The following is a 23,252-nucleotide window of genomic DNA, read 5'->3' on the forward strand; positions in this document are numbered from 1 at the left end:
AAATCCCGAACACTCACAGGTCAGACGATAGCCCACTGCGGCAGCCACAACCTGTGGACAAGATCGGAAATCCGGTCAAGGACGCACGAATTTGGCGTTCCCGACCGAGCGTTCGCGCGACTCCGGACTGTTCTGAACCTGCGGCGCGTTCACGCCCGGCGCACTGGCGATACCGCAGGCGATCCCATCGCCATCCGGGTCGTTGCGTTTGTGATATCCCGGTTGACCTTCCCGGAAGGGTCCAATCCCCATGGCTTGCGTCGCGTCGCATCCTGCCAGTGCAATCAGGTGAATCACCGCCTCGTCCTGCTCATATTCGGACAACCGAAGAAAGACGCCGGTGGCAATCAACATCGTGGTCAAGGGCAGCAACAAGATCATGAGCAGGATGCGAACAGGCGACAACGCCTGCCTGCGCACAGCCTCGGCACGTTGGTGACGTTTGGACGACCGTGGATTCAGGTCAGGTGCATCCTGCGGGGGTTTCTTGAACAGCATTCCCTGACCTATAACCCCGATATGTGGCAAAGCCGAGGCATCGCAAAATCAAATGAGACGAAAGAAAGAACTGCACTCAGATCAGGTACCGGGAACAAACTCACACCCACGCACATTCCCGGCGGACCAACCGAATGACTGAACCCAACCCCTATCTGACGCCAGACGAAGCAGTACGGGCGCAGGCGCAGGAGTTACTCGCGCAAGCTCAGTTTGCGGCCCTGGCCGTATTGCGTCTTGAAACAGGGTTGCCGTCGATCTCTCGGATCGCACTAGCCACTGATGAAACGGGCAGGCCGATTTCGCTGATCTCCACTCTGGCAGAGCATACCCGGGCGCTGAACGCCAACCCCAACTGCGCCCTTCTGGTCGGAGAACCTGCGGACAACGGCGACCCTCTGACCCATCCGCGCCTGACCCTGCACGTAATCGCTCAACCGGTTCACCGGGACATGGAAGGCTATGCTGAATTGCGGGCCCGTTATCTGGCCCAGCGCCCCAAAGCGAAACTGTATGTCGATTTCGCGGATTTCAGCTTTGTCAGGTTCACCGTTCAGGACGGCCTATTGAACGGCGGTTTTGGCAAGGCCTATCGCCTGACCGCTCTGGATTTCTAGCCTTCAGCGAACCACATGCACGGCACATCCCGCGTGGCGCACGACATGCGACGCGGTGGACCCAAGCAGCAGGTCCTGCATTCCCGGCCTGTGCGAGGCCATTATGATCAGATCGGGATGGTTCGCCTCGGCCCAGTCCAGAATGGTTCGGCCGGAATGCCCTTCAATCACCAAACCCCTTGCATTCGGCAGGCGCGATGCCAGCTCATCCAACTCGGCCTGAATCGCCTTTCGTGCCTCGGTCAGGTATTCGGTTGGCATGTACGAGATCGCATAGTTCGGAATATGCTCGACCACATGCAGCAATGTCACCTGCGCGTCTGGCGTGGCCAGAACCTGGGCCAGCTTCATCGGCCCGGACGTGTCTCTTTCAGCGTCGAAAGAAATGGGGACCAGAATGTTGTGATACATAGCGTGAGCCTCCGTTTTGCAGGCTCACTGTGAACCATTCAAACAATAATGGCCTTGATTCAGGTCAGGAACTTCAGAACGTCTCTGCGACATCATACATGACCGGCTCAAAGCTCTTGCAGAGTTCATTGATTTTGCGGTTGCGGTCACGCATTTCAGGCGTCCGCAACATGGCAAGGAAATCTTCACGGCGCTGCCATTGCGAATAGTTGGCAATCCGGGTTTGCGCATCATTGACGTGCAACCCGGCGGAAACAAAACCTGGCTGCTTTGAAATGAATTCTGCATAGGCATCGGTCAGGGCTTCCAGAAGATCCTGACAGGTGCCCGGGGTCATTTCAAAGGTGGTGATAACTGTTTGAACACTGGCATTTTTGGCGATTTTCAGCATCGGGATTCTCCATTTCTTTTCCTAAGCCTAACACATCGAAAAGAAACGTCGCTTATTTCCTTGTCGCTTCTCGCGTCGCGCCTGAGGGTGCCGTGCGTATTGACGTGAGTTGGCCACCCGGCACCGGGTGGCCAGATCAGGTTTTACCGATCCATTCGCATCAGAACCGACACTTCACCTCTCGCGTGGACCGGCCAGCGCAAAAGCAAGCTGTCGCCACCTGTACCTTGTTCTGGCACGACCTGAGGAGCGTTGAATATAAAGTCGCTGAATACTCCGTAAACACCAATGCCGACCATCGTAACACCATCGCAACTGCGGGCCTTGCCTAGGAACGGCAACTCACCATTTGACGGGATAGTCCAAAAATTGGAGGCCGTGTTTTGTTCGTGGCGGATCCTCAGCGGATGCGCAGATTTTTTTGTGACACCGTGATAGGTATTGTTCTGGAAGGTTACATTCGTGTACCTGTCCTTGTTCAGATCGGCAATCGACGTATCCACCCTCTCGGCCCTCTCAATGGACCCGCTTGAGGCACGGAACTTATTGCCGGTCACCGCCAGACCATTCAGGAAATGTCCGGGCCCATAGGGGCGAATAACGATGTGGCTGAACCAGGAAGGCGCCTCGCTGCAATAGAAAATGTTGTCCGTGATGCTCATCGCGCTAAAGGAATAGCCCCTGGAATAGGTCGGCACCGGATCGCGTTCGTTGGTCCATTCGACAAAACAATTGTCGACATAATTCTCGGCGATGGTGGAACTGTTGTAGGTGCCGATCATGATCAGCCCGGCTGTGCGCGAACCTTGCGGGATACTGTCGCCCTGAAAGAAATGGTTGCCCAGGACAAGGTTGTTGTCACCACCCAGAACCGCGAAGTGTTTGAAGCGTACCGCGCGGTTGTGGCGCAGCTTAACATCGTTTGAATTGGTGTTCAGAGCGATGGACTGGCGGTTCGGTACGGTAAAAGATTCCTCTGAGGACAGGAATTGGCAATTGTCGATCAACATCCCCTTGCACCCTGTCCCGGTCGAAGTGATCCCCCGATGTTTGGGCCGACTGATGAAACAGTCGTTCAACGAAAAAGTGCTGCCCGAGGCGGCCAAACGGATTCCGCTGCATTGGCTGTTGCACTGAAATTCAATCTGCTCCATTCCGAATTTTCTGAGCGTGCTGAACCCGCTGAAATCCAGCAGGTACTTGTAGGAATAGAACGAGAATGTCTGAGTCCCCGACACTCCGACCAGCGACGCGCTCAGCGTAATCTCACCGGCCCCGACGTTTTTTGACCGCACATAGATCTCACGCCCTACACCATTACCGGTGACGTAGGAGCCAACAGGAATATTGGCGACGTTCGCAACATTCGTCAGGCGTGTTTTGTTCGCAGGATCATAGGTCGCTGTCGACGTGAACGTCTCAGTATTCCAGGCCGAGCTGCTTTTGACATCGAACTGGCCGTTCCGGATCACCCGGCGGGTCGAAAAACCACTCTGCTTGTTGGGAACAGCCGCCGCCATATCGATTGGCGCGGTCACTGAAATCTTGCGCCCACCCAAATCCAGAGAATCATGGTCCGAGTTGTTCAACAGGGCCTGAAACGCCTTTTTGAACGCCAGTTCTTCGTTTCCGAAAGCCGAGATATAGGCAGGCAGATGGAAATCCTTTGTCAGAAACAGCATCTTGTCATCCGGCATCGTGACGGTGCCTTCAAAGTCCATCTCGGACGACATGCTGGTGTTTTGCGCCAGATGATAGGTCCCCTTAGGAACGTAAATCCGGCGACCAGCCGCTGCCTGATCCGCTGCTACAAACGCAGTGGAATTGTCCGTTACACCGTCGCCGATGGCGCCATAATCCCGCACATCCACAAGGCTGATCATCTCGCGCAGGAAAACACCGGTGATATCGGTGATTTCCAGGTCGTCGACGCGGACCAGCGCTCCGTTGGCCCCCTCGATATCCAGGCCGAAGTGACCGTACAGGGCGGCAACCCCCCAAGGCATGTCCACGCCCGGACGTTTGCCGGTGCCGACAATCGCCGTGATCTCATGCACGGCGCCGTGGCCTGACAATTGAGTGGCTGACCCCTGTTCCACGACACCCGTCACATGCGCGTCGCCTGCACCCCCGGCCCAGGCCGCGATGCGCACAGACGGCAACGGGCCGCTGACCGCTTTGACCCGGGCTTTGATCTGCAAATAGCATCCGGGCAATATCGGCGTCTGCCCCATATATCGCAATTGCTGCGTGGCGTTCACCTTCGTAATCTCGAGACAGCCGCCAAAATCGGCGTCCGCCGACACGAATACCCCGTTTCCGGATCCACCATATGTGGGCGACCCGGGCGTCCCATCCCCCGCAGACCAGACGTTCAAGCCATTCGCGAATTGAGGCGGCATGAACACGATGCCGTCGGTGATTGCCTTGTTCATTGTAAACCCTTTCTCAATCGCGCCGCGTAAACTTGGCGACGCGTCCAATCCTCGTGTTCAGGTCCGCCCCGAACGCGACAATCTGGGTATCGAAAGGAAATTAACTACGGCTCATCCCACCGTAACGGTGGTGTTGCTTCACGCCGCCGGGTCGGCGGTGCCCAACAGTTGAACACCATTGATCTTCCAGCCGCCGTCCAGAGGGATCATCTGATAGTCTAAAATGTGCACGCGCCCATTGTCGTCGGTGATCATAACCTTCTGCCACAAAGCACCGGCTCTCTCGCGCAGCTCCAAAAAGCGCAGATCTGCCGGGCGCCAAACCATGGGATACCCATTGCGCACCATGGCCCCGAAATTGTCGGGATTTTGGAACAGACGTTGGATGTTGGGGCTGGCAAACGTGAAAGCGGTGGCAAAATCATCCGCCTTGAAGGCCTGTATCTGCGCCGCGATGTTCGCCTCGATCTCGGCACTTTGCGCAAACGCTCCTGACGCCAGTCCAGCACTCAGGGATATCGCAAGCAATAGTCGACGCATGAGGCCACCTCCTGCAAAGAGGGTAGCCTCACACCTGTTCAGGTCAAATCAGACCAGTTCTCCGGCCAGCGCCTTGTCGATCAGGGCGATGGTCTCGGGCACGCCGTACAGGGCGATGAAGCCACCGAAGCGAGGGCCTTGTGAAGCGCCCAACAGCACTTCGTACAGCGCCGTGAACCAGCCGCGCATGGGATCGAACCGCTCGCGCCCGATGGAATAGACCACCGATTGCAGTGCCTCATCCTCGGTCGGGCCATCATAGGCTTCAAGGGCAGCTTTAAGCGCTTCCAGCGCCTCCCGCTCCTGATCCGTCGGCGCGCGGTGCTTGCGCGTCGGTTTGACGAAGTCGTTGAAGTAGCGCACGGCAAAGCCAGCAGCCTGATCCAGATCAGGGTGGCTCTCGGCCGTCGCTTCCGGCGCATAGCGGCGGATAAAGCCCCAAAGCGTTTCTTTGTCTTCCGCCCCCGAAACCGATGCCAGATTCAGCAGCATCGCAAACGGCACTATCAGAGTCGACTCCGGCACATCCCCACCATGAATATGCCAGACCGGATTGTTCAATTGCGCCTTCAGGTCCTGCCCTGGATAGGCACGTAGCTGCTGATGATACTCATCATAGGCTTTCGGGATCACATCGAAATGCATCCGCTTGGCCGTTTTGGGCTTCTGGTACATGAAATAGGCCAGCGACTCGGTCGGCGCATATGTCAGCCATTCGTCAATCGACACGCCATTGCCCGACGACTTGGAAATCTTCTGCCCGTTCTCATCCAGGAACAACTCGTACGAGAAATGCTCGGGCGCACGGCCACCCAGAGCACGGCAGATCGAGTCATAAATCTTTTCGTTGGTCGCGTGTTCCTTGCCATACATCTCGAAATCGACGCCCAGTGCCGCCCAGCGTGCACCGAAATCCGGCTTCCACTGCAGCTTCACGTTGCCGCCGGTGACAGGAACGGTCCATTCCTTGCCCGTCTCATCATCGAAGGTCACGGTGTAGGTCTCAGCACAGACCTTTTTCATCGGCACATACATGACCCGCCCGCTTTCGGGGTGCAGCGGCAGGAAGATCGAATAGGTCTGCTGACGCTCTTCACGCAGACTTTTGAGCATGATCGCCATGATCTCATCATAGCGCTCAACTGCACGCTTGAGGATCTCGTCAAACTGTCCGGACTCGTAGAATTCCTTGGCCGAGTAGAACTCATACTCGAACCCAAACGTATCGAGGAACCGCCGCAGCATCGCGTTATTGTGTTCACCAAAACTGTCATGCGTGCCAAACGGATCAGGCACCGAAGTCAGAGGGCGCTGCAAATGCTGCTCCAGAATCTCCGGGTTCGGCACATTGGTCGGCACCTTCCGCATTCCGTCCAGATCGTCCGAGAAACAGATCAGCTTGGTGGGAATATCGGACAAAGCCTCGAACGCGCGTTTGACCATCGTTGTCCGCGCCACCTCGCCAAATGTGCCGATATGCGGCAGGCCCGAAGGGCCATAGCCGGTTTCGAACAACACATAACCCTTTTCCGGAGCACCTTTCTGATAGCGTTTGAGCAACCGGCGCGCCTCTTCAAAAGGCCAGGCCTTGGACGACATCGCGGTTTCGCGCAGTTCAGTCATTTCAATATGCTCCATCGGGAAAGGTGTCCCGGTTACCCCATGTAACCGGACCGGCCCCTCCTATTGTGCCAGTGCAGCATGAGTCAATAAAGCAGTAGCGCAATTCGCGCCATACCCTGCCGGAATAGACCCGCGAGGGGCGCGAATTGCACGGTCTATTTGCCCTCGACCCATATTGTCTGCACCGCCTATTTCACCGACAAGCCTTACTGACGCCACATTGGTGGGATGATTGTGCCACCCGAAACAAAAAAGACACGGGCAGTACGCTCTGGATTGGCCTGCGTATTTCACGCGCTTACCGGGCAATGCTAAGTTGGGGCGACCCAAAGGCTCCCCCACCAGAGGAAACGAGATGCGACGCGAAACCACCAACCGAATACGCTTTGTGATCGAAGACGTCCTGCCGCCGATCCTGCGTGATAGCGCCGCTTTTCATTGGCTTGCGTGCAGGGTTTGGGGCAATCACATCACGCGCCTTGCAGAATTCCGCGAGCGCGCAACCTACCTGACGGAAGACGAGTACGAGAAACTCTATCGCGATCATCCGCGCGTGCATCAGGGCACCGACAACTCCGAGGCCTGCATCAAACGGATCGCCGAAGACATCGTCGGGCAGAGTATTTGCGATGTCGGTTGCGGCACCGGCGTTCTGTTGCAACGCCTCAAGGCCGCGCGTCCGGATGTTACGCATCTGACAGGGGTGGATTTCGTGGTGGATGATGCGGACGCGATCGACAATATCGACTATGTCGCCGCCCGGATCGAAGAGCTGCCGTTCGAAGATAACAGCTTTGACACCGTCATCTGCACCCATGTAATCGAACATCTGTTGGATTACCGCCGCGCCATAGCTGAACTGCGCCGCGTCGCACGCAAACGCGTCATCATCGTTGTACCACGCGAACGGGAAAGCAGGTTTACCTTCAACCCTCACTTCAACTTTTTCCCGTATACGCACAGCTTTCTGCGCGCAGTGCACCCCAGCCCCCAAATCCACGTCTGCGAGGATTTGGGGCGCGACATTTACTATTGCGAAGATCGCCCCGAGATGGAGCTGCCTCAATGACGTCGTCCGCCCCAGCGGCGCTGGTCTGGGTCGGTTTGCTGTGCACGCCGGTTATGATTTCGGCCGGGCAGATTTTGTTCAAACTGGCTGGGAACCGGATCGACGGGCGCGAGGCCTCTGGATTGATGGGGCTCGTTCAAACTCTGTTCGACCCCTTTCTTTTGACCGCCTTTGCCATATATGGCTCGGCAACCGTTCTGTGGGTCTATGTCCTGCGGTACCTGACCCTGTCGCAGGCCTACCCGTTCATGGCCCTCAGTTTTGTACTGGTACCGCTGGCCTCACACTTCTTCTTCGGAGAAACCCTTGGGCTGCGCTATTGGCTGGGGGCCGCACTTCTGATCTCGGGAATGATGGTTATGAACACCTGATCACGCATGGTGGGTGAAACAAGGTGTTGAACCTGACCCGCTGCGCTCATATCGTGCGTCCTCGAACAACCCCAATCAGGACCATCCCATGACCGAGCAAGTGCCCCACCCGATGTCTCCGCAGGATTGCCTTGTGGCGATCATGGTTGCAGTCTCGGCCTCTGACGAAAACATCCGGACGGCAGAGCTGGTCAAGATCGAAGTTGCCGTGAACATGCTGCCGGTTTTCGCAGGGTACGATATTGATCGGACCCGCCGAGTGTCTCAGATCGTATTTGACCTGTTCGAACAGGAAGACGGGCTGGATGCACTGTTTGGCCTGATCCGCGAAAACCTGCCGGAACGCCTGAACGAAACCGCCTATGCACTGGCCTGTGATGTCGCGGCCGCTGACGGATCGCTGGCCGAGACCGAGCTGCGCCTGCTGGAAGAAATCCGGTACGAGCTGAATATCGACCGCCTGCACGCGGCAGCCATCGAACGCGGAGCACGCGCCCGCCACACGGTCTGATCGTCAGATCCTTAGAAACGAACGGCTTCAGCTTCCGTAAATTGAACCCCAGCGCTCCAGCAAGGCCCGCTGCAGTTTCCGCGACCTGCGGTTCCAACTGCGCGCGCCCTCGGGACGTTCACGCTGCGCGCGTGGAATCTTGGCGCGATGGGCCACATCCGCCGTAAAAATCGCAAAAGCCAGGTCGACCCCATCGGCTGTGGTCAGGAACCCACCCAGACCGGACACGAAATTCAGTGTCCCGGTCTTTGCATCGACCTTGATGGGGTGGTTCTTGACGGGCCTCCCGTTTCGGTCCGTCAGTGCAAAAGGTTTCATCAACGGTCGCAATGCGCCTGTCTTTTGCGCCGCCACAAGGGCAGCAACAAAATCCGCCGGGACCATGCGTGAAGCGTCGCCCAGACCGGAATGATCCACCATCGCAATTCCGGTCACACCAAAACTCTGGGCCGCCCAGAGATTCATCTCAGCCGCTGACTCCGCCAGATTCTGCGGGTCCACGCCACGAGCCATTGTCGCGGCCAATCCGACCATTTCAGCCGTAATATTTGTCGAGTATTTCAGCATCCCACGCAGAATACTGTCCAACGCTTTGCTGCGATGCACCACAAGATCGATACCCTTCGGGGTCTCTCGCGTCACCTGAACACGCTTCAAGACGATACCGTTCGACCGGGCCAAAGTGCGGAACACATCACCCGCGTACAAAGCCGGTTTGCGCACGGGCAACCACCGCGCCCCACCTTTGCCCAACGCGCCCTTGGCCACGGTCCAGCGATCTTGCCGGGCGCTTGGCTGATAGGTGTAGATCGGCAAGCTTCGGCTTTCGACCCGCATCGTCGCAACATCCACCGCGGGCACATAACGCGCGCTGCGGGCATCCATAGTCACGTCATAGCTTTTACCGGCACGCTTCCATTCAAAGTGAACACGGTTGAAATTCAACGAAATCCCACTGATCGCCGGACTATATCCCACATGATCCGGCTGTCCGGGGTCGATACTGAATACAAATGGCAGCGCCCCGTCATAGACCTTGAAGGCGCCGCGCACTTCGGTAATCCCAACTTCGCGCAGGTTGGCCGCCATCGTAGCCAACGCATCCGTATCCAGCAGCGGGTCTCCACCCCCTGCCAGTATCAAGTCACCGTGCAGAATTCCGTTTTCAATCGGCCCATCGGCCATCAATCGGGTTTCGAACCGATGATCCGCGCCCAGAACATCCAGCGCGTAAAGTGCGGTCATCGCCTTGCCAACGCTGGCCGGGGGCAATCCTGCACCCTCACCAAAAACCTCCAGCTGCGTGCCAGTCGCCACATCCGCCACCGCGAAAACAACCTCGCCTTTTAGCCCTGCGGCAGCCACCAGACGCTCGGTGCCGCTCAGCAATACGCCGCGTGCCCGTGGTCTGAGCGAGACCAATGGTGCCTGCGCCAGACCCGTTGCCGGGATCAGAGACGCCCCCAATCCCCCCAGAAACATGCGACGTGAAAAACGATCGGTCATAGCTGAATTAAAATCCCACAGATCAAATGCACACAACCACTACATGAGATTATGCGCCCTATGGGGCTATTCCGGCAACACTTCCGCGCTCCAGTCCCCGCGAGTGCGGATTTCAGTCGAACTGACATCGACCATCGGCACGTTCACGAAACACCAGGCCGGAGCCGTCGCCCGCCCCAAAAGATGCCGCGCCTGCCCGTCGATGCGGTATTTCGCATAGACCCGAGCGGCTGGGGACATCCGGGCCGAAATCCGATCCCCCGGCCGTGCAACGACGCCAACAGGAACGCTGTCCATGATCCGCCGCCAGTCTTTCCACCTGTGAAACTGCGCCAGATTGTCTGCCCCCATCAACCAGACAAACCGAACCTGCGGATAAAGCCGCTGTAACACCGCCAGAGTGTCCGCCGTCGCACGCGTGCCGGTCAGCAACTCGATATTCGTCACCTCGACCTTCGGGTGCTGCATCACATCCCGTGCCGCGGCCACCCGCTGGTCTATTGGCGCGGGTCCGCGCTGTTTCAACGGGTTACCGGGGGACACCAGCCACCACACCCGATCCAGCCCAAAGGCCTTTATTGCCTCCAGCGTGACATGCACATGACCCTGATGCGGCGGGTCAAACGACCCACCGAACAGCCCGACGACCTGACCGGGCCACGCATATGGAATGCTGTAACGCTCCATTCTTTGCTGTTGTTCAGAACTGAGCCGCCTTGTCAATCAACAGGTTGCACCGAATCGCCCAGCCTGACCCGTCCCGGCCGGATGACCTCGGCACACCAGCCCCCATGCCCCCGCACGGCTGAATAGCCACCCTTGCCCAGAACCTCCTCCATCCGACTGCAGGGCGCGCAGATCACGGTAAAGCGCAGAATGGCCTCTCCCACCCGCACTTCGCGCCCTTTGAGCGCCGCCAGATTGATCCCCGAAACCACCAGATTGCGCCGCAGGATCTCAGGCGCCACCGGCCCCTGCCCCAGATAAGACCCAATCGCCGCTAGATGCTCTTGCTGGATCAGCGTCACCGCCCGTTTCCCGGCACGTCCCCGGTCGCCGGAGAGGCCGACCTCAGAGATCACCGCTTCTTTCGTAGTGACCACTGCGGCCCGCCGGTTAGGGCGCAGACCGATCCATTCTATGCGCCCCAGTTGCGACCAACCTGCTATTAACTTTGCCAGTTCAGACAATTTGCACTCCTTGTTCAGCCAAACGTGTTTAGGTGAGTCCGACACCAATCAAAATTCACAAAAGCACCAGCTTGCCCCGCCCGCCCGCCTCAGATATCCAGCGGTTTAACTCAATTTCCCCGACCCAGAGGACGCGACATGGCCGCCTATCAATATGTCTACCACATGCAGGGTGTCTCCAAGACCTATCCCGGTGGCAAGAAGTGCTTTGAAAACATCCATCTGAGCTTTCTGCCCGGCGTGAAAATCGGTGTCGTCGGCGTCAACGGCGCGGGTAAATCGACGCTGATGAAGATCATGGCCGGTCTCGACACCGATTTCTCGGGTGAGGCATGGGCGGCTGAGGGCGCAAAGGTCGGCTATCTGCCGCAGGAACCGCAGTTGGATGAAAACCTGACCGTCCGCGAAAACGTCATGCTGGGCGTGGCCGCGAAAAAGGCCAAGGTCGATCGCTTCAACGAAATCGCCATGGAGATCGCCGAGAACTACTCGGACGAGCTGATGGAGGAGATGACCGCCCTGCAGGACGCGATCGACGCCGAGAACCTCTGGGACCTCGACAGCCAGATCGACGTCTCGATGGAGGCGCTGCGCTGCCCGCCGGACGATGCCAACATCGCCAACCTCTCAGGCGGCGAGAAACGCCGTGTGGCGCTCTGCAAGCTGCTGCTGGAAGCGCCTGACATGCTGCTGCTCGACGAACCGACCAACCACCTGGACGCCGAGACCATCGCCTGGCTGCAACAGCACCTGATCGACTACAAAGGCACCATCCTGATCGTCACCCACGACCGGTATTTCCTGGATGACATCACCGGGTGGATTCTGGAACTCGACCGCGGCCGCGGCATTCCCTACGAGGGCAACTACTCGGCATGGCTGGAACAAAAAGCCAAGCGGTTGGAACAGGAAGCCCGCGAGGACAAATCCAAGCAAAAGACGCTGCAACGCGAATTGGAATGGATGCGTCAGGGCCAGAAGGCCCGTCAGGCCAAATCCAAGGCCCGGATCAACGCCTATAACGAACTGGCCGAACAGTCAGAACGCGAAAAGCTCACGCGCGCCCAGATCGTCATCCCCAACGGCCAGCGCCTCGGCGGCAAGGTGATCGAGGTTGAAGGCCTGTCGAAACACATGGGCGACAAGCAACTGATCGAAGGGCTGGACTTCGCCCTGCCCCCCGGTGGCATTGTCGGCGTCATCGGCCCCAACGGAGCCGGTAAATCGACGCTCTTCAAGATGCTGACCGGTCAGGAACAGCCCGACAGCGGCACCATCACGCTGGGAGACACGGTCGAACTGTCCTATGTCGACCAGTCCCGCGACGACCTGAAAGACAACGACACCGTGTGGGAGGCGATCACCGGCGGCGCCGAGATCATCCAGCTGGGCGACGCGCAAGTCAATTCCCGCGCCTATTGCTCGTCCTTCAACTTCAAGGGCGGCGACCAGCAGAAAAAGGTCTCTCTGCTGTCTGGCGGTGAACGCAACCGCGTCCACATGGCCCGCCTGCTCAAAGAGGGCGGCAACGTCCTGCTGCTGGATGAGCCGACCAATGACCTCGACGTCGAAACCCTGCGCGCGCTGGAAGACGCCCTGGTCGATTTCGCCGGCTGCGCCGTGGTCATCTCGCACGACCGCTTCTTCCTCGACCGGATTTGCACGCATATTCTGGCATTCGAGGGTGACGCCCATGTTGAGTGGTTCGAGGGCAACTTCGAGGACTACGAAGAAGACAAAAAGCGCCGTCTGGGACCGGACGCACTGGAGCCCAAGCGGTTGAAGCATAAGAAGTTTGCGCGGTGACCGCTCAAAGGGCCAGTACTGCGTCTCGACCCCACCCGAACCATCTGCGGGCTAGCCTCTCCCAATTCCCGTAGTAAATAAACACAATGTCGCGGTCTCGCGCGCTCCCACTTATCTCGGCGGTTGTGGGCGAGACTTCAAAGGGTGAGGTCGAGCTGAGACGATCATTTTGGAGTTTCCAGAGTGAGCAAAATGTCGTCATATCGTTCGCGACGAGAAGTTCACTAGCTCTAAGATATCGCGCCCTTTGAACGGCAATTGTGGCTACAAATGAAGCCAACGCGAGAGAATACCATGCCAAACTTTCAAAATTCAAAAGGCTTTCTCGCTCATACGGGCTAGAATCCAAAACAAATATTCTGTAAAGCCACGCAGACATTGGAAAGACAATGATCAGCACCATGTAAGCCTTCGAATAGCTAAAAAGCTCTTCGGCTCGTCTTTGGATATTGTGCAAACCTGACTTACGTCGATGATAATCCAGCATGTCACTTTGCGCATCTAGCCAGTTCCTAGCTATGGTCCAAGCCTCAAGGCGATCTGGGATCATAGGAGATTTGGCATCAGCATTCTCACCATCCGGTCGCTTTACATCAGAGTCTGACCTTACGCACACAAAGGAAAACACAGGGTCTAGTTTTTTACCAAACACGAGAATGTTCTCATCTAACGAAAATTCTCCAGGCATTAAGCTTCCGAGTAAGCGAACCAGCCTATCCAACACCACAGCAGCTACCAAAAATACTAACAACACAATCAGAACATTTGCCCATGCAATTTCTGTTGCGTTTTTAACTGCAGTTAGGTCAAAGCTATCAATCTTAATTTCCGTCAGTAATTCGATAAGAGCTTTGACTGGATTGACGTCTATTTTACTTGCAGCGTCATAAGCAATTCCTCGAAATAAAAAAGAAAACAAAATCAGATTTAAAATAGGTCCGCTAAAAGCCTTCCATAGATCATTGGCGGCATCGTCAAATTGATGCAATCCCAAGCTAACTTTCATAAACTCAATCCACGTTAAATAATCTTCGAATTTTATCACAACTTGACTACTGAAACAAGAAATACAGCGTACGCCGTAGGACGGGTAGGCACGAACTCACCGTCGGGTACTTGTTGCGCGGCCGATATACATCCAATGGGTCTGTAAAGCACCGCCAGTAGAATACGTTCCGGACACTCCTCTCTTGCCACACACCCTTCCCGATGCCATATCCAAGGGGCTAACGTTTTTCTATTTCGACCTACTGTCTCCATTTTCGGCGCTCAGTCATTCGATCCAGACCGACGACGCCAGGCTGCCGCAACTCCGTGGGCAGCACCAATTAGGAGACAACGGATATGCCCGCAGGCACCGTAAAATGGTTCAACACCACCAAAGGCTATGGCTTCATCGCGCCCGAAGAGGGCGGCAAAGACATCTTCGTTCACATCTCGGCCGTCGAACGCTCGGGCCTGACCGGTCTGGCCGACAACCAGAAAGTCACGTACGAGCTGCGCGCCGGTCGTGACGGTCGCGAAAGCGCTGACAACATCCAGTTGGCCTAAGCTTGAATTTGGGTGAGGGGTTGCCTCCTTGCCCTTTTTTCTGCCGCTGCTTCCGGTGGCAGGCAGGACACATCACGACCACGTGATGTTTGCCTCAGAATTGACCAAATATCATATCATGATGAAACTGGTTCTTAGGTTTCTTTGGTCATTCGATGAGGGTTTCGATGTTCACACGCCGTGTTTTTCTGGCCAGCACTGCTGTCAGCCTGTTGCCGGGTATCGCCAGCGCCAAGAAAGCGGTCGAATATGATCCAACGCCGCAATTCGTGCGCATCAAAAAGCAGTTTGTGCCCGGGCAGTTGCTGGTCGCCCCGCGCTCATTCTATCTTTACTACGTCACCGAACCACGCAAAGCCGTCCGCTATGGCTGCGGGGTCGGCAAGGCGGGGCTGGAATTCACCGGCACAGCCACCATCGACGTGAAAAAGGAATGGCCGACTTGGCGTCCGACGGAAGAGATGATCGAGCGTGACCCGGTGGCCTACGCAAAATTCAAGGACAATGACTATGTCCAGCCCGGTGGCGGGGATAACCCCCTGGGCGCGCGGGCGCTGTATCTGTTTCAGAACGGTGTCGATACCTATTTCCGCATTCACGGCACAACTCAGCCGCAAACCATTGGTCATGCAGTATCGAACGGGTGCATTCGGATGCTGAACGAACATGTCATTGATTTGTACAACCGGGTCCCGATCGGAACCGTTGTCACAGTCGTCTGATCGGGCGTTGAGGGGCACTTACCCCTCTTCACCCGCCTGGTCCACAAGCGTCAGCACCGATGGACCCAGAGCTTCAACGATCTTTGCCACCCCTGCTGCATTCGGATGAATTCCGTCAGGTTGCATGAACTGCGACACCGCTCCGGGATTGCCCTCTGCGTCGAGCCCTTCAAAGAAGCTGTTGGCAAAGAGAGCCCCGAACTCCTGTGCCAAATCGGGGTACATACCGTCGAAAGCCTGCTTGTAATCGCTTCCGTAATTGCCCGGTGCCTCCATTCCAATGAGCAGAACCGCAACTTTCGCATCACGCGCAACCTCAAGAATTGTGCGAAGATTGGCCCTTGAGACGGCAGGATCTATCCCACGCAGCAGGTCGTTACCCCCCAAGGTCACGATCATCCCGTCTACATCCGGTGTCAGGGTCCATTCGACCCGTGCGGCCCCACCTGCCGTGGTATCTCCGGAAACCCCGGCATTGATCACCCGAACATCCGCCCCGTGTACCTGCAGCCAACGGTCAAGCTGTGGGACAAATCCATCCTCCTCCACCAGACCGTAACCTTGGGTCAGTGAATCCCCCAAAGCGGCTATCACCACCTGTTCAGCTGTGGCCGCGAAAGCGCAGCACGTAAAAAGACATGTCATCAAAGTCTTGCGCAACGTGGTGATTGCTCCATATCCCAAAAGACCGCTCCTTTACTGGGTAGACCCATGACATCTGCTGTTCTCGCCCTTCAAAATGCCGCTTTGTCGCTGGATGGCAATGCCGGACGGGTCGATATTCTGCATGACATCACGTTGAACGTGAACAAGGGCGAGACATTGGGCCTTATTGGACCTTCAGGGTCCGGAAAATCGTCACTGCTGATGTTGATGGGCGGACTGGAACAAGCGACGAGTGGCCAGGTTTCTGCCTTGGATCAGGACTTGACCGGTATGGATGAAGACGCACTGGCCCGGTTTCGGCGCAATAACATGGGCGTGGTGTTTCAGAACTTCCACCTGATCCCGACGATGACGGCGCTTGAAAACGTTGCGACCCCATTGGAATTGGCGGGGCACAAGGATGCCTTCGTCCGGGCCGAGCAAGAGCTGGACGCTGTTGGTCTGTCACATCGGCGCGACCATTACCCAGCCCAACTGTCAGGTGGCGAGCAGCAACGCGTTGCCCTGGCGCGCGCCTCTGCGCCGCGCCCCAAAATCCTGCTAGCGGACGAACCGACCGGGAATCTCGATGAGACCAATGGCGCCGCGATTGTTGATCTTCTGTTCGGGCTTCGTCGCAAGTATGACGCGACCCTCGTTTTGGTGACACACAGCCATGCGCTGGCGGAGCGGTGTGATCGGGTAATCCGCCTGCGCGACGGCCGTATCGCAGAAGAGACCCGGCAAGAGGCCGCAGAATGAGCCTGCGGCTGGCCGGGCGGCTGGCTCGTCGCGAGCTTCGCGGCGGATTGCGGGGTTTTCGGATCTTGCTGGCCTGTCTGGCGCTCGGGGTTGCAGCCATCGCCGCCGTCGGGTCTGTGCGTCAGGCCATCCAGACCGGGCTTGCGCAAGAGGGGGCCGCGCTGCTGGGCGGCGACGCCGAGTTGGAGTTTACCTATCGTTTCGCCGATGAGACCGAGCGTGCGTGGATGCAGCAGGCGTCCGATCAGGTTTCCGAAATTGTCGATTTCCGCTCGATGGCCGTTGTGCCACGCGACGGCGGGCCGGAAAGGGCACTGACGCAAGTCAAATCCGTCGACAACGCCTACCCCCTGATTGGCTTGGTTAAGCTGGAGCCCGACATCACGCTGGAAGACGCCTTGAACGGCGCTTCCGGCTTGCCTGGGGCCATTATGGAGCCTGTACTGATCGACCGGCTTGGGCTGTCAGTCGGTGATCGCTTTGCGCTTGGCACACAAGAATTCGTTCTTGCGGCTGCCTTGTTGAATGAACCTGACAGTGCAGCTGATGGGTTTGGCCTTGGACCGCGCACCCTGGTACGGACCGAGGCGTTACAGGCATCCGGCCTGCTTGAACCTGGCACCCTGTTTTCAACGAAATACAGGTTGATCTTGCCCGAGGGCACCAATCTTTCGGATTTGTCTGCAACGGCCAGCGAGGCCTTCGACGGTACAGGAATGCGCTGGACTGATGCGCGAAATGGTGCGCCCGGAATATCCGAATTTGTCAGTCGCCTGAGTGCCTTTCTGGTCCTTGTCGGACTGTCCGGTCTTGCCGTCGGCGGAATCGGCGTGTCTTCTGCCGTGCGTGCTTATTTGACCCAGAAAACAGAAACGGTTGCTACACTACGCACCTTGGGGGCGGATCGCGCAACCATCTTTCAGACGTACATGATCCAGATCGGTGTGCTGTCCGCCATCGGTATCGTGATCGGCCTCGCACTGGGTGGGCTGGCACCGCTTGTGCTAGCCCCTCTGCTGGAAAGCCAGCTGCCTGTTCCGGCGGTATTCTCCCTTTACCCGCAACCGCTGATCGAGGCGTCAATCTATGGCATGCTCACCGCATTCCTGTTCACACTTTGGCCTCTTGCCAGAACCGAGGATGTACGCGCCGCAACCCTGTTTCGCGATGCGTTAAGTTCGGCCCGCACCTTTCCACGTCTGATTTACGTCGTGGCCACGGGGATCGGGCTGGCATTGCTCATCGCGCTTGCGTCCTGGTTCAGCGGCTCAACCCAACTTACGCTCTGGACAAACGGTGGGCTTGTAGGCGCGCTGGCGCTGCTGACCCTTGCAGCATATGCAATACGCAAACTGGCCCGTGCAGGTACGCCTTTGGCGCGTGGCCGTCCAACTCTGCGATGGGCCTTGTCCGCCATCTCGGACCCGCGCGAAGGCGCAGGGTCGGTGGTTTTGTCGCTCGGGCTGGGCCTGTCGGTTCTGGCAGCGGTCGGACAGATTGACGGCACTTTGCGCAACGCTATCTCGGGCAATCTGCCGGATGTCGCCCCGTCCTATTTCTTCGTCGACATCCAGAAGGATCAGATGCCCGGCTTCACCGAACGCCTGCAAACCGATCCTGCCGTCAGCCGCATTGAAAGTGCACCGATGCTGCGTGGGATCATCACGCAGATCAACGGCCAACCCGCGCGGGACGTGGCCGGAGATCACTGGGTGTTAGAAGGGGATCGCGGCGTAACCTATTCGGTCGAACCACCTTCGAACGCACGCGTGACGGCGGGGGAATGGTGGGCCGAAGACTATGCAGGTTCGCCCCAGGTCAGCTTTGCCGCCGAAGAGGCCGAAGAGATGGGCCTGAACCTCGGCGATCAACTGACCGTCAATATCCTGGGGCGTGATATCACAGCAGAACTGACCTCATTGCGCGAGGTGGATTTTTCCACGGCGGGCATGGGATTCGTCATGTCGATGAACCCGTCTGCGCTCGCCGGTGCGCCGCACAGCTTTATCGCAACGGTCTATGCCGAAGAACAGGCCGAGGCCGCCATCCTGCGGGACCTCGCAGGCCAGTTCCCCAACATCACAGCCATTCGGGTACGCGACGCCATAGACCGCGTCTCAGGCCTGCTGGCGGGTATCGCCGCCGCAACCTCTTATGGCGCGGGTGTGTCCCTGCTGACCGGCTTTCTGGTCCTGATAGGCGCCGCAGCGGCAGGTGAACCCGCCCGCAGGTACGAAGCAGCCATCCTCAAGACATTGGGTGCCGACCGTGGCCGTATCCTGCGCAGCTTTGGCTTGCGTTCCATCCTGCTTGGGGCCGCTGCAGGCTGCGTCGCCCTGCTGGTTGGCATCCTGGGCGGTTGGGCTGTAGCCACCTACATCTTCGACACCGATTTCACGATCATCTGGTCGTCGGCCTTCAGCATCGTTCTGGCCGGGATCGGCGTCACGTTATGCGCAGGGCTTGTTTTTGCCCTACGCCCACTCTCTGTTCGACCGGCCCGCATTCTGCGCGCCAGCGACTGAGTTCACCGCACGCAAGCCACGGGCTGCAACAACCTGAGCAGAGGATCGTTGTCGCACACGAGCGCGTCCAAAGAAACGTCATCCAAGGATGCATAGAAAACCTCTGCCGCGTCTTGCAACGCCAACCGCAATCGACAGGCATCCGTCAACGGGCAGGTATTGTCCGCATCGGCAAAACACTCGGCAATGGGCAGAGCGCCTTCAACATGCCTGAACACAGCCCCAATGCGAATCTGATCCGCCGGGCGTGCCAGCGACATGCCGCCGTTGCGACCGCGCTGGGTGCTCAGGTAATTCAACTGGCTCAACTGATTGATCACCTGCGCCAGATGGTTTTCCGAAATGTTGCACACCTCGGCGATTTCGGCTTTCGTAACCAGTCTGTCCGGGTGAGCTGCGCAATACATCAACAGGCGCACAGCGATATTCGTCCGCTTGGTAATCCGCATGAGGGCCTCCCTAAATACAAGATGCAGCCTTATTGCATGTCCGGGAAAAAAGCGGTTTGACATACATCAATCGATCAAAAGGATGCCCTTTGTATGGCTGACCCCTATTTCTTTGGCTATGGCAGCCTGGTGAACCTGGCCACCCACGATTTTCCTGACCCGCGCCCGGCAAAACTCAAAGGCTGGAAACGCGTTTGGCGGCACACCGATCTGCGCCCCGTAGCCTTTCTGACCGCCGTGCCGGACGCTGAGTCTGAGATCGAGGGAATGATTGCGCATGTACCTAAAAATGACTGGGCCGCTCTGGATCAGCGTGAATGGGCGTATGACCGAATTCCAGCGACTGAGGCAGTTTCACACCCCCTGACACATGAAGTCGAAATCGCCGTCTATGCCGTCCCGCAGGGTCGACACAACGAACCCAGCAACCAACACCCACTGCTGCTCAGCTATATCGACGTGGTCGTGCAAGGATACCTCCGCGCGTTCGGAGAAGATGGCGCAGACCGGTTCTTTGCAACTACCAGCGGCTGGGACGTCCCGATCCTGAACGATCGCACCGAGCCGCGCTATCCGCGCCACCAACAGCTCAACCCGTCCGAAACCGCCTTTGTGGACCACCGCCTCAGCAAAACCGCGGCGCAACTGATCGTTCATTCATGAAAAAGGGGTAAGCGCGACCGCCTACCCCTTCTTCTGTTCAAAAATACCTCCGCCGGAGGCACGCGCCGACAGGCGTGTTCAATTGCTCCGCGCGCGGATTACCTGTAACAGCGGCAGCAGAGCGGCCATCTCCGGCCCACGCTCCATACCGGTCAGCGCTTTGCGCAGCGGCATGAACAGGCCTTTACCCTTGCGGCCAGTTGCCTCTTTCACGGCTTTGGTCCACGTGCCCCAAGTCTCACCATCAAACGGACCTTCGGGCAGTAGAGACATCGCCTCGGTGATGAACGCTTGATCTTCATCGGCGATCAAAGGCTCGGCCCCGTCGCGGCACAGATCCCACCAGCCTTTGAGATCGGCCAGAGTGGTGATGTTCTCGCGCGCCATGGCCCAGAACGGTTCGGCCAACTCGGCCGGAACGCCCGCATCCGCAACAGCATCGGCCACATCGGCCAACGGCAGCGATTGCAGGTGCTTGGCGGTCAGCGGGAACAGGTCCTGCACGTCGAACTTGGTCGGTGCCGCGCCAAACCGGTTCACATCGAACCCTTCGATCAGTTCAGCCATCTCCGAGCGCAGCTCAACCGGATCAGACGAGCCCAGACGCGCCATCAAGCTCAACAGAGCCATCGGCTGCACGCCCTGTTCGCGCAGATCACGCAGGGCCAGCGTACCCAGACGTTTCGAAAGAGCCTCACCCTGTGGACCGGTCAGCAGCGAATGGTGCGCAAAGCGCGGGCAAGTGCCGCCCAGTGCTTCGATGATCTGTATCTGCGTCGCGGTGTTGGTCACGTGGTCCGAACCACGCACCACATCGGTCACGCCCATCTCGGTGTCATCCACAACAGACGCAATCGTGTAAAGAACCTGACCGTCACCCCGGATCAGCACCGGATCAGAAACCGAGGCCGCATCGATCGAGATGTCGCCCAGAATGCCATCGGTCCATTCAATCCGCTCATGATCCAGCTTGAAGCGCCAGACCCCATTGCCACGCTCGGCCCGCAGCGCCTCTTTCTCGGCATCCGACAGGTTCAGAGCCGCACGGTCATAGACTGGCGGCTTGCCCATGTTCAGCTGCTTCTTGCGTTTCAGGTCCAATTCGGTCGGCGTTTCGAACGCCTCATAGAACCGGCCCATCTCGCGCAGCTTGTCTGCGGCTTCGGCATAGCGGTCCAATCGATCCGACTGACGCTCGACCTTGTCCCAGTGAAGACCCAGCCATTCCAGATCCTGCTTGATGGCATCGACATATTCTTCCTTCGACCGCTCGGGGTCGGTGTCATCGATGCGCAGGATGAACGTGCCGCCTGCCTTGCGGGCGATCAGATAGTTCATCAGGGCGGTGCGCAGGTTGCCCACATGGATGTAACCTGTGGGCGACGGGGCAAAACGGGTGGTTGTCATGGGTGTCTCCTGTTGGCGCGGCTCTTGTCACAAAGGCGCGTTTTTGTCCAGCCGCCGCTTGATCCAACAGGTGATTCAGGAAGGTTCCACGGGCCACAACCTGCCAAGGTCATCCAACCCGGCGCGGATTAACTCAGAAAGTACTCCCGTATCGATATCCGCCAGCTTGTTCACATAGAGACAGGATTTACCCAATTTGTGTTTGCCCAGTCTGGCCAGGATGTCACCGAAATCTGCGTAACCCGGCATGATGTAAATCACCAATGCGGATTTGCGCGGGGAAAACCCGGTTGCCAGAAAATCCCCCTCACGACCCGAATTGTAGCGGTAGTGATAGCTGCCATAGCCGATGATCGACGGCCCCCACATGACAGGGTCGTATCCGGTAGTCGCGCGAAACAGTTTGTCCAACACATGTGCATCTTCGGCCCGCCGCGCCGGCTCGACAGTCTTCAGAAACTCTTCAACGCTTTGATCCGTTGGGACAGTCTTGTTGCCTGAACTCGCCATGAACAAAAATTAACACGGAATGTTCAACCACGCACCCCATCTGAATAGCGTATAAACTGGCCAGAGCCTCACGACGCCCTAACTGAACCAATGATGTCCTGACAGGGAGAACGAAGATGACGATCAAACTCACACGCCGAAGCGCCTTAGGGGCTGCCGCCGCTTTACCCTTTGCCTCAGCAGCCGCACCGGTTCTGGCCGCAAGCCCGGAAACCAAAGCAAACTCGACCATCGCCAAGTCCTTTCACGTTGGCGATTTCACTGTAACGACCCTGCTGGATGGCAGCTTTCCGCGCGACGGAGCCAAAGAGATTTTCGGCGGCGGAGCATCGGACGAAGAATTCGCCAAAGTTTCGGCAGAAAACTTTATTCCGGCAGATGCCGCGCAGTTTTTCTTTACCCCCTCACTGGTCAACACAGGATCGGAACTGGTTCTGTTTGACACCGGCCTTGGGCAAGGTGGCATTCAGGCGGCGCTGGCAGATGCCGGTGTAACCCCGGATCAGATCGACGTAGTTGTGATTACCCATATGCACCCCGACCATATCGGCGGCATGACAACTGACGGCGCCCCCACTTTCGCCAACGCACGCTATGTGACCGCCACTCCGGAATATGATTTCTGGGCAGCTCAGGATGCAGGCAACCGTGTCGGTGATCTGGTCGCTGAAAAAGTCACGCCATTGGCGGAAAAAATGAGCTTTATCGGGGACGGAGACGAGGCCGCCTCGGGCATCACTGCAGTTGCCGCCTACGGCCACACGCCGGGGCATACAGTTTACCATCTGGAAAGCAACGGGCAGCGTCTGGTGCTGACAGCAGATCTGGCCAACCACTATGTCTGGTCCTTTGCCCATCCGGAATGGGAAGTCCGGTTTGACATGGACAAAGCCGCCGCTACAGCCGCGCGCCGTAATGTTCTTGGCATGTTGGCGGCCGACAAGGTGCCGATGGTCGGATATCACATGCCGTTCCCCGGCGCAGGCTATGTCGAGACACGGGGCGAAGGCTTCCGATTTGTCCCCGTTAGCTATCAGATGATGGGATAAG

The 23,252-nt window shown here is 57.7% G+C and carries 25 protein-coding genes; 11 read left to right on the forward strand and 14 right to left on the reverse strand.

Going from position 1 to position 23,252, the window contains the following annotated elements:
* Window positions 1-75 precede the first annotated feature (75 nt).
* Window positions 76-381 (reverse strand): excalibur calcium-binding domain-containing protein, encoded by a 306-nt coding sequence (locus tag ACR0LF_RS07225; RefSeq protein WP_480582319.1) that lies wholly within the window; start codon window positions 379-381, stop codon window positions 76-78.
* 251 nt (window positions 382-632) lie between these two features.
* Here ACR0LF_RS07225 and ACR0LF_RS07230 point away from each other — a divergent pair, with 251 nt between their 5' ends.
* Window positions 633-1,115: a HugZ family pyridoxamine 5'-phosphate oxidase gene (locus ACR0LF_RS07230; RefSeq protein ID WP_480582321.1), complete on the forward strand. Its 483-nt coding sequence runs from the start codon at window positions 633-635 to the stop codon at window positions 1,113-1,115.
* A gap of 3 nt (window positions 1,116-1,118) precedes the next feature.
* Here ACR0LF_RS07230 and ACR0LF_RS07235 read toward each other — a convergent pair whose 3' ends face one another.
* From ACR0LF_RS07235 to ACR0LF_RS07255, 5 genes are all read right to left on the reverse strand, one after another.
* Entirely contained in the window at window positions 1,119-1,526 is a 408-nt protein-coding gene (locus ACR0LF_RS07235; RefSeq protein WP_480582323.1) for a universal stress protein, read from the reverse strand.
* Between the two features lie 73 nt (window positions 1,527-1,599).
* Window positions 1,600-1,917, reverse strand: a complete 318-nt coding sequence (locus tag ACR0LF_RS07240; protein WP_480582325.1) for an antibiotic biosynthesis monooxygenase family protein — start codon at window positions 1,915-1,917, stop codon at window positions 1,600-1,602.
* Window positions 1,918-2,060: 143 nt separating this feature from the next.
* Window positions 2,061-4,352: a glycosyl hydrolase family 28-related protein gene (locus ACR0LF_RS07245; RefSeq protein ID WP_480582327.1), complete on the reverse strand. Its 2,292-nt coding sequence runs from the start codon at window positions 4,350-4,352 to the stop codon at window positions 2,061-2,063.
* A gap of 138 nt (window positions 4,353-4,490) precedes the next feature.
* Entirely contained in the window at window positions 4,491-4,892 is a 402-nt protein-coding gene (locus ACR0LF_RS07250) for a DUF4864 domain-containing protein (protein ID WP_480582329.1), read from the reverse strand.
* A 48-nt stretch (window positions 4,893-4,940) separates the two neighbouring features.
* Complete coding sequence (locus ACR0LF_RS07255; protein ID WP_480582331.1) at window positions 4,941-6,515, reverse strand: lysine--tRNA ligase; 1,575 nt, start codon at window positions 6,513-6,515, stop codon at window positions 4,941-4,943.
* Window positions 6,516-6,870: 355 nt separating this feature from the next.
* Here ACR0LF_RS07255 and ACR0LF_RS07260 point away from each other — a divergent pair, with 355 nt between their 5' ends.
* The 3 genes from ACR0LF_RS07260 to ACR0LF_RS07270 all read left to right on the forward strand — a co-directional run bounded on the left by ACR0LF_RS07260 (window position 6,871) and on the right by ACR0LF_RS07270 (window position 8,466).
* The gene (locus ACR0LF_RS07260; protein WP_480582333.1) at window positions 6,871-7,584 is read left to right on the forward strand and encodes a class I SAM-dependent methyltransferase; all 714 of its coding nucleotides are present in this window, start codon (window positions 6,871-6,873) and stop codon (window positions 7,582-7,584) included.
* Complete coding sequence (locus ACR0LF_RS07265; RefSeq protein ID WP_480582335.1) at window positions 7,581-7,955, forward strand: EamA family transporter; 375 nt, start codon at window positions 7,581-7,583, stop codon at window positions 7,953-7,955. Before ACR0LF_RS07260 ends, ACR0LF_RS07265 begins: the two co-directional genes overlap by 4 nt.
* An 88-nt stretch (window positions 7,956-8,043) precedes the next feature.
* The gene (locus ACR0LF_RS07270; RefSeq protein ID WP_152459150.1) at window positions 8,044-8,466 is read left to right on the forward strand and encodes a tellurite resistance TerB family protein; all 423 of its coding nucleotides are present in this window, start codon (window positions 8,044-8,046) and stop codon (window positions 8,464-8,466) included.
* Window positions 8,467-8,493: 27 nt separating this feature from the next.
* Here the strand turns inward: ACR0LF_RS07270 and dacB are convergent, their stop codons facing one another.
* The 3 genes from dacB to ACR0LF_RS07285 form a co-directional block, all read right to left on the reverse strand.
* A complete protein-coding gene (gene dacB, locus ACR0LF_RS07275; protein ID WP_480582336.1) occupies window positions 8,494-9,972 on the reverse strand; it encodes a D-alanyl-D-alanine carboxypeptidase/D-alanyl-D-alanine endopeptidase in 1,479 nt (492 codons plus the stop codon).
* A gap of 66 nt (window positions 9,973-10,038) precedes the next feature.
* Window positions 10,039-10,659 carry a nicotinate-nucleotide adenylyltransferase gene (locus ACR0LF_RS07280; protein ID WP_480582338.1) on the reverse strand — a complete coding sequence of 207 codons (621 nt, stop codon included), beginning with the start codon at window positions 10,657-10,659 and terminating at the stop codon, window positions 10,039-10,041.
* 32 nt (window positions 10,660-10,691) lie between these two features.
* Entirely contained in the window at window positions 10,692-11,162 is a 471-nt protein-coding gene (locus tag ACR0LF_RS07285) for an MOSC domain-containing protein (protein WP_480582340.1), read from the reverse strand.
* A gap of 138 nt (window positions 11,163-11,300) precedes the next feature.
* On the opposite strand from ACR0LF_RS07285, the gene ettA reads away from it, so the two are divergent.
* Window positions 11,301-12,968, forward strand: a complete 1,668-nt coding sequence (gene ettA, locus ACR0LF_RS07290) for an energy-dependent translational throttle protein EttA (RefSeq protein ID WP_480582342.1) — start codon at window positions 11,301-11,303, stop codon at window positions 12,966-12,968.
* Window positions 12,969-12,972: 4 nt separating this feature from the next.
* Here ettA and ACR0LF_RS07295 read toward each other — a convergent pair whose 3' ends face one another.
* Window positions 12,973-13,974 carry a hypothetical protein gene (locus ACR0LF_RS07295; protein ID WP_480582343.1) on the reverse strand — a complete coding sequence of 334 codons (1,002 nt, stop codon included), beginning with the start codon at window positions 13,972-13,974 and terminating at the stop codon, window positions 12,973-12,975.
* Between the two features lie 338 nt (window positions 13,975-14,312).
* Here ACR0LF_RS07295 and ACR0LF_RS07300 point away from each other — a divergent pair, with 338 nt between their 5' ends.
* Window positions 14,313-14,519: a cold-shock protein gene (locus tag ACR0LF_RS07300; RefSeq protein WP_480582345.1), complete on the forward strand. Its 207-nt coding sequence runs from the start codon at window positions 14,313-14,315 to the stop codon at window positions 14,517-14,519.
* A gap of 167 nt (window positions 14,520-14,686) precedes the next feature.
* Window positions 14,687-15,241, forward strand: a complete 555-nt coding sequence (locus ACR0LF_RS07305; RefSeq protein WP_480582347.1) for a L,D-transpeptidase — start codon at window positions 14,687-14,689, stop codon at window positions 15,239-15,241.
* 18 nt (window positions 15,242-15,259) lie between these two features.
* Here the strand turns inward: ACR0LF_RS07305 and ACR0LF_RS07310 are convergent, their stop codons facing one another.
* A complete protein-coding gene (locus ACR0LF_RS07310) occupies window positions 15,260-15,886 on the reverse strand; it encodes an arylesterase (RefSeq protein WP_480582380.1) in 627 nt (208 codons plus the stop codon).
* A gap of 66 nt (window positions 15,887-15,952) precedes the next feature.
* Here ACR0LF_RS07310 and ACR0LF_RS07315 point away from each other — a divergent pair, with 66 nt between their 5' ends.
* Both ACR0LF_RS07315 and ACR0LF_RS07320 read left to right on the forward strand, forming a co-directional pair.
* A complete protein-coding gene (locus ACR0LF_RS07315) occupies window positions 15,953-16,648 on the forward strand; it encodes an ABC transporter ATP-binding protein (protein WP_480582349.1) in 696 nt (231 codons plus the stop codon).
* On the forward strand, window positions 16,645-19,173 hold the full coding sequence (locus ACR0LF_RS07320; RefSeq protein ID WP_480582351.1) for an ABC transporter permease: 2,529 nt from the start codon (window positions 16,645-16,647) through the stop codon (window positions 19,171-19,173). Before ACR0LF_RS07315 ends, ACR0LF_RS07320 begins: the two co-directional genes overlap by 4 nt.
* 2 nt (window positions 19,174-19,175) lie before the next feature.
* On the opposite strand, the gene ACR0LF_RS07325 is transcribed toward ACR0LF_RS07320, so the two are convergent.
* On the reverse strand, window positions 19,176-19,622 hold the full coding sequence (locus ACR0LF_RS07325; protein ID WP_480582353.1) for an RrF2 family transcriptional regulator: 447 nt from the start codon (window positions 19,620-19,622) through the stop codon (window positions 19,176-19,178).
* Between the two features lie 93 nt (window positions 19,623-19,715).
* On the opposite strand from ACR0LF_RS07325, the gene ACR0LF_RS07330 reads away from it, so the two are divergent.
* A complete protein-coding gene (locus tag ACR0LF_RS07330; RefSeq protein WP_480582355.1) occupies window positions 19,716-20,285 on the forward strand; it encodes a gamma-glutamylcyclotransferase family protein in 570 nt (189 codons plus the stop codon).
* Window positions 20,286-20,363: 78 nt separating this feature from the next.
* Here the strand turns inward: ACR0LF_RS07330 and gltX are convergent, their stop codons facing one another.
* Together gltX and ACR0LF_RS07340 are read right to left on the reverse strand one after the other, a co-directional pair.
* Window positions 20,364-21,692, reverse strand: coding sequence for a glutamate--tRNA ligase (gltX, locus tag ACR0LF_RS07335; RefSeq protein ID WP_480582357.1), 1,329 nt, complete (start codon window positions 21,690-21,692; stop codon window positions 20,364-20,366).
* Window positions 21,693-21,767: 75 nt separating this feature from the next.
* Window positions 21,768-22,202 carry a DUF1801 domain-containing protein gene (locus tag ACR0LF_RS07340; RefSeq protein WP_480582359.1) on the reverse strand — a complete coding sequence of 145 codons (435 nt, stop codon included), beginning with the start codon at window positions 22,200-22,202 and terminating at the stop codon, window positions 21,768-21,770.
* Window positions 22,203-22,318: 116 nt separating this feature from the next.
* Between ACR0LF_RS07340 and ACR0LF_RS07345 the strand changes: the two genes are divergently transcribed.
* Window positions 22,319-23,251: an MBL fold metallo-hydrolase gene (locus tag ACR0LF_RS07345; RefSeq protein ID WP_480582361.1), complete on the forward strand. Its 933-nt coding sequence runs from the start codon at window positions 22,319-22,321 to the stop codon at window positions 23,249-23,251.
* The last annotated feature ends 1 nt before the right edge of the window (window position 23,252 follow it).

The organism is Ruegeria sp. E8, assembly GCF_056533985.1.

What these genes read in the sequence shown, in the direction of transcription:
- ACR0LF_RS07225 (WP_480582319.1), bottom strand. Translation starts at nt 381, where the DNA reads ATGATCTTGTTGCTGCCCTTGACCACGATGTTGATTGCCACCGGCGTC.
- ACR0LF_RS07230 (WP_480582321.1), top strand. Translation starts at nt 633, where the DNA reads ATGACTGAACCCAACCCCTATCTGACGCCAGACGAAGCAGTACGGGCG.
- ACR0LF_RS07235 (WP_480582323.1), bottom strand. Translation starts at nt 1,526, where the DNA reads ATGTATCACAACATTCTGGTCCCCATTTCTTTCGACGCTGAAAGAGAC.
- ACR0LF_RS07240 (WP_480582325.1), bottom strand. Translation starts at nt 1,917, where the DNA reads ATGCTGAAAATCGCCAAAAATGCCAGTGTTCAAACAGTTATCACCACC.
- ACR0LF_RS07245 (WP_480582327.1), bottom strand. Translation starts at nt 4,352, where the DNA reads ATGAACAAGGCAATCACCGACGGCATCGTGTTCATGCCGCCTCAATTC.
- ACR0LF_RS07250 (WP_480582329.1), bottom strand. Translation starts at nt 4,892, where the DNA reads ATGCGTCGACTATTGCTTGCGATATCCCTGAGTGCTGGACTGGCGTCA.
- ACR0LF_RS07255 (WP_480582331.1), bottom strand. Translation starts at nt 6,515, where the DNA reads ATGACTGAACTGCGCGAAACCGCGATGTCGTCCAAGGCCTGGCCTTTT.
- ACR0LF_RS07260 (WP_480582333.1), top strand. Translation starts at nt 6,871, where the DNA reads ATGCGACGCGAAACCACCAACCGAATACGCTTTGTGATCGAAGACGTC.
- ACR0LF_RS07265 (WP_480582335.1), top strand. Translation starts at nt 7,581, where the DNA reads ATGACGTCGTCCGCCCCAGCGGCGCTGGTCTGGGTCGGTTTGCTGTGC.
- ACR0LF_RS07270 (WP_152459150.1), top strand. Translation starts at nt 8,044, where the DNA reads ATGACCGAGCAAGTGCCCCACCCGATGTCTCCGCAGGATTGCCTTGTG.
- dacB (WP_480582336.1), bottom strand. Translation starts at nt 9,972, where the DNA reads ATGACCGATCGTTTTTCACGTCGCATGTTTCTGGGGGGATTGGGGGCG.
- ACR0LF_RS07280 (WP_480582338.1), bottom strand. Translation starts at nt 10,659, where the DNA reads ATGGAGCGTTACAGCATTCCATATGCGTGGCCCGGTCAGGTCGTCGGG.
- ettA (WP_480582342.1), top strand. Translation starts at nt 11,301, where the DNA reads ATGGCCGCCTATCAATATGTCTACCACATGCAGGGTGTCTCCAAGACC.
- ACR0LF_RS07295 (WP_480582343.1), bottom strand. Translation starts at nt 13,974, where the DNA reads ATGAAAGTTAGCTTGGGATTGCATCAATTTGACGATGCCGCCAATGAT.
- ACR0LF_RS07300 (WP_480582345.1), top strand. Translation starts at nt 14,313, where the DNA reads ATGCCCGCAGGCACCGTAAAATGGTTCAACACCACCAAAGGCTATGGC.
- ACR0LF_RS07305 (WP_480582347.1), top strand. Translation starts at nt 14,687, where the DNA reads ATGTTCACACGCCGTGTTTTTCTGGCCAGCACTGCTGTCAGCCTGTTG.
- ACR0LF_RS07310 (WP_480582380.1), bottom strand. Translation starts at nt 15,886, where the DNA reads ATGACATGTCTTTTTACGTGCTGCGCTTTCGCGGCCACAGCTGAACAG.
- ACR0LF_RS07315 (WP_480582349.1), top strand. Translation starts at nt 15,953, where the DNA reads ATGACATCTGCTGTTCTCGCCCTTCAAAATGCCGCTTTGTCGCTGGAT.
- ACR0LF_RS07320 (WP_480582351.1), top strand. Translation starts at nt 16,645, where the DNA reads ATGAGCCTGCGGCTGGCCGGGCGGCTGGCTCGTCGCGAGCTTCGCGGC.
- ACR0LF_RS07325 (WP_480582353.1), bottom strand. Translation starts at nt 19,622, where the DNA reads ATGCGGATTACCAAGCGGACGAATATCGCTGTGCGCCTGTTGATGTAT.
- ACR0LF_RS07330 (WP_480582355.1), top strand. Translation starts at nt 19,716, where the DNA reads ATGGCTGACCCCTATTTCTTTGGCTATGGCAGCCTGGTGAACCTGGCC.
- gltX (WP_480582357.1), bottom strand. Translation starts at nt 21,692, where the DNA reads ATGACAACCACCCGTTTTGCCCCGTCGCCCACAGGTTACATCCATGTG.
- ACR0LF_RS07340 (WP_480582359.1), bottom strand. Translation starts at nt 22,202, where the DNA reads ATGGCGAGTTCAGGCAACAAGACTGTCCCAACGGATCAAAGCGTTGAA.
- ACR0LF_RS07345 (WP_480582361.1), top strand. Translation starts at nt 22,319, where the DNA reads ATGACGATCAAACTCACACGCCGAAGCGCCTTAGGGGCTGCCGCCGCT.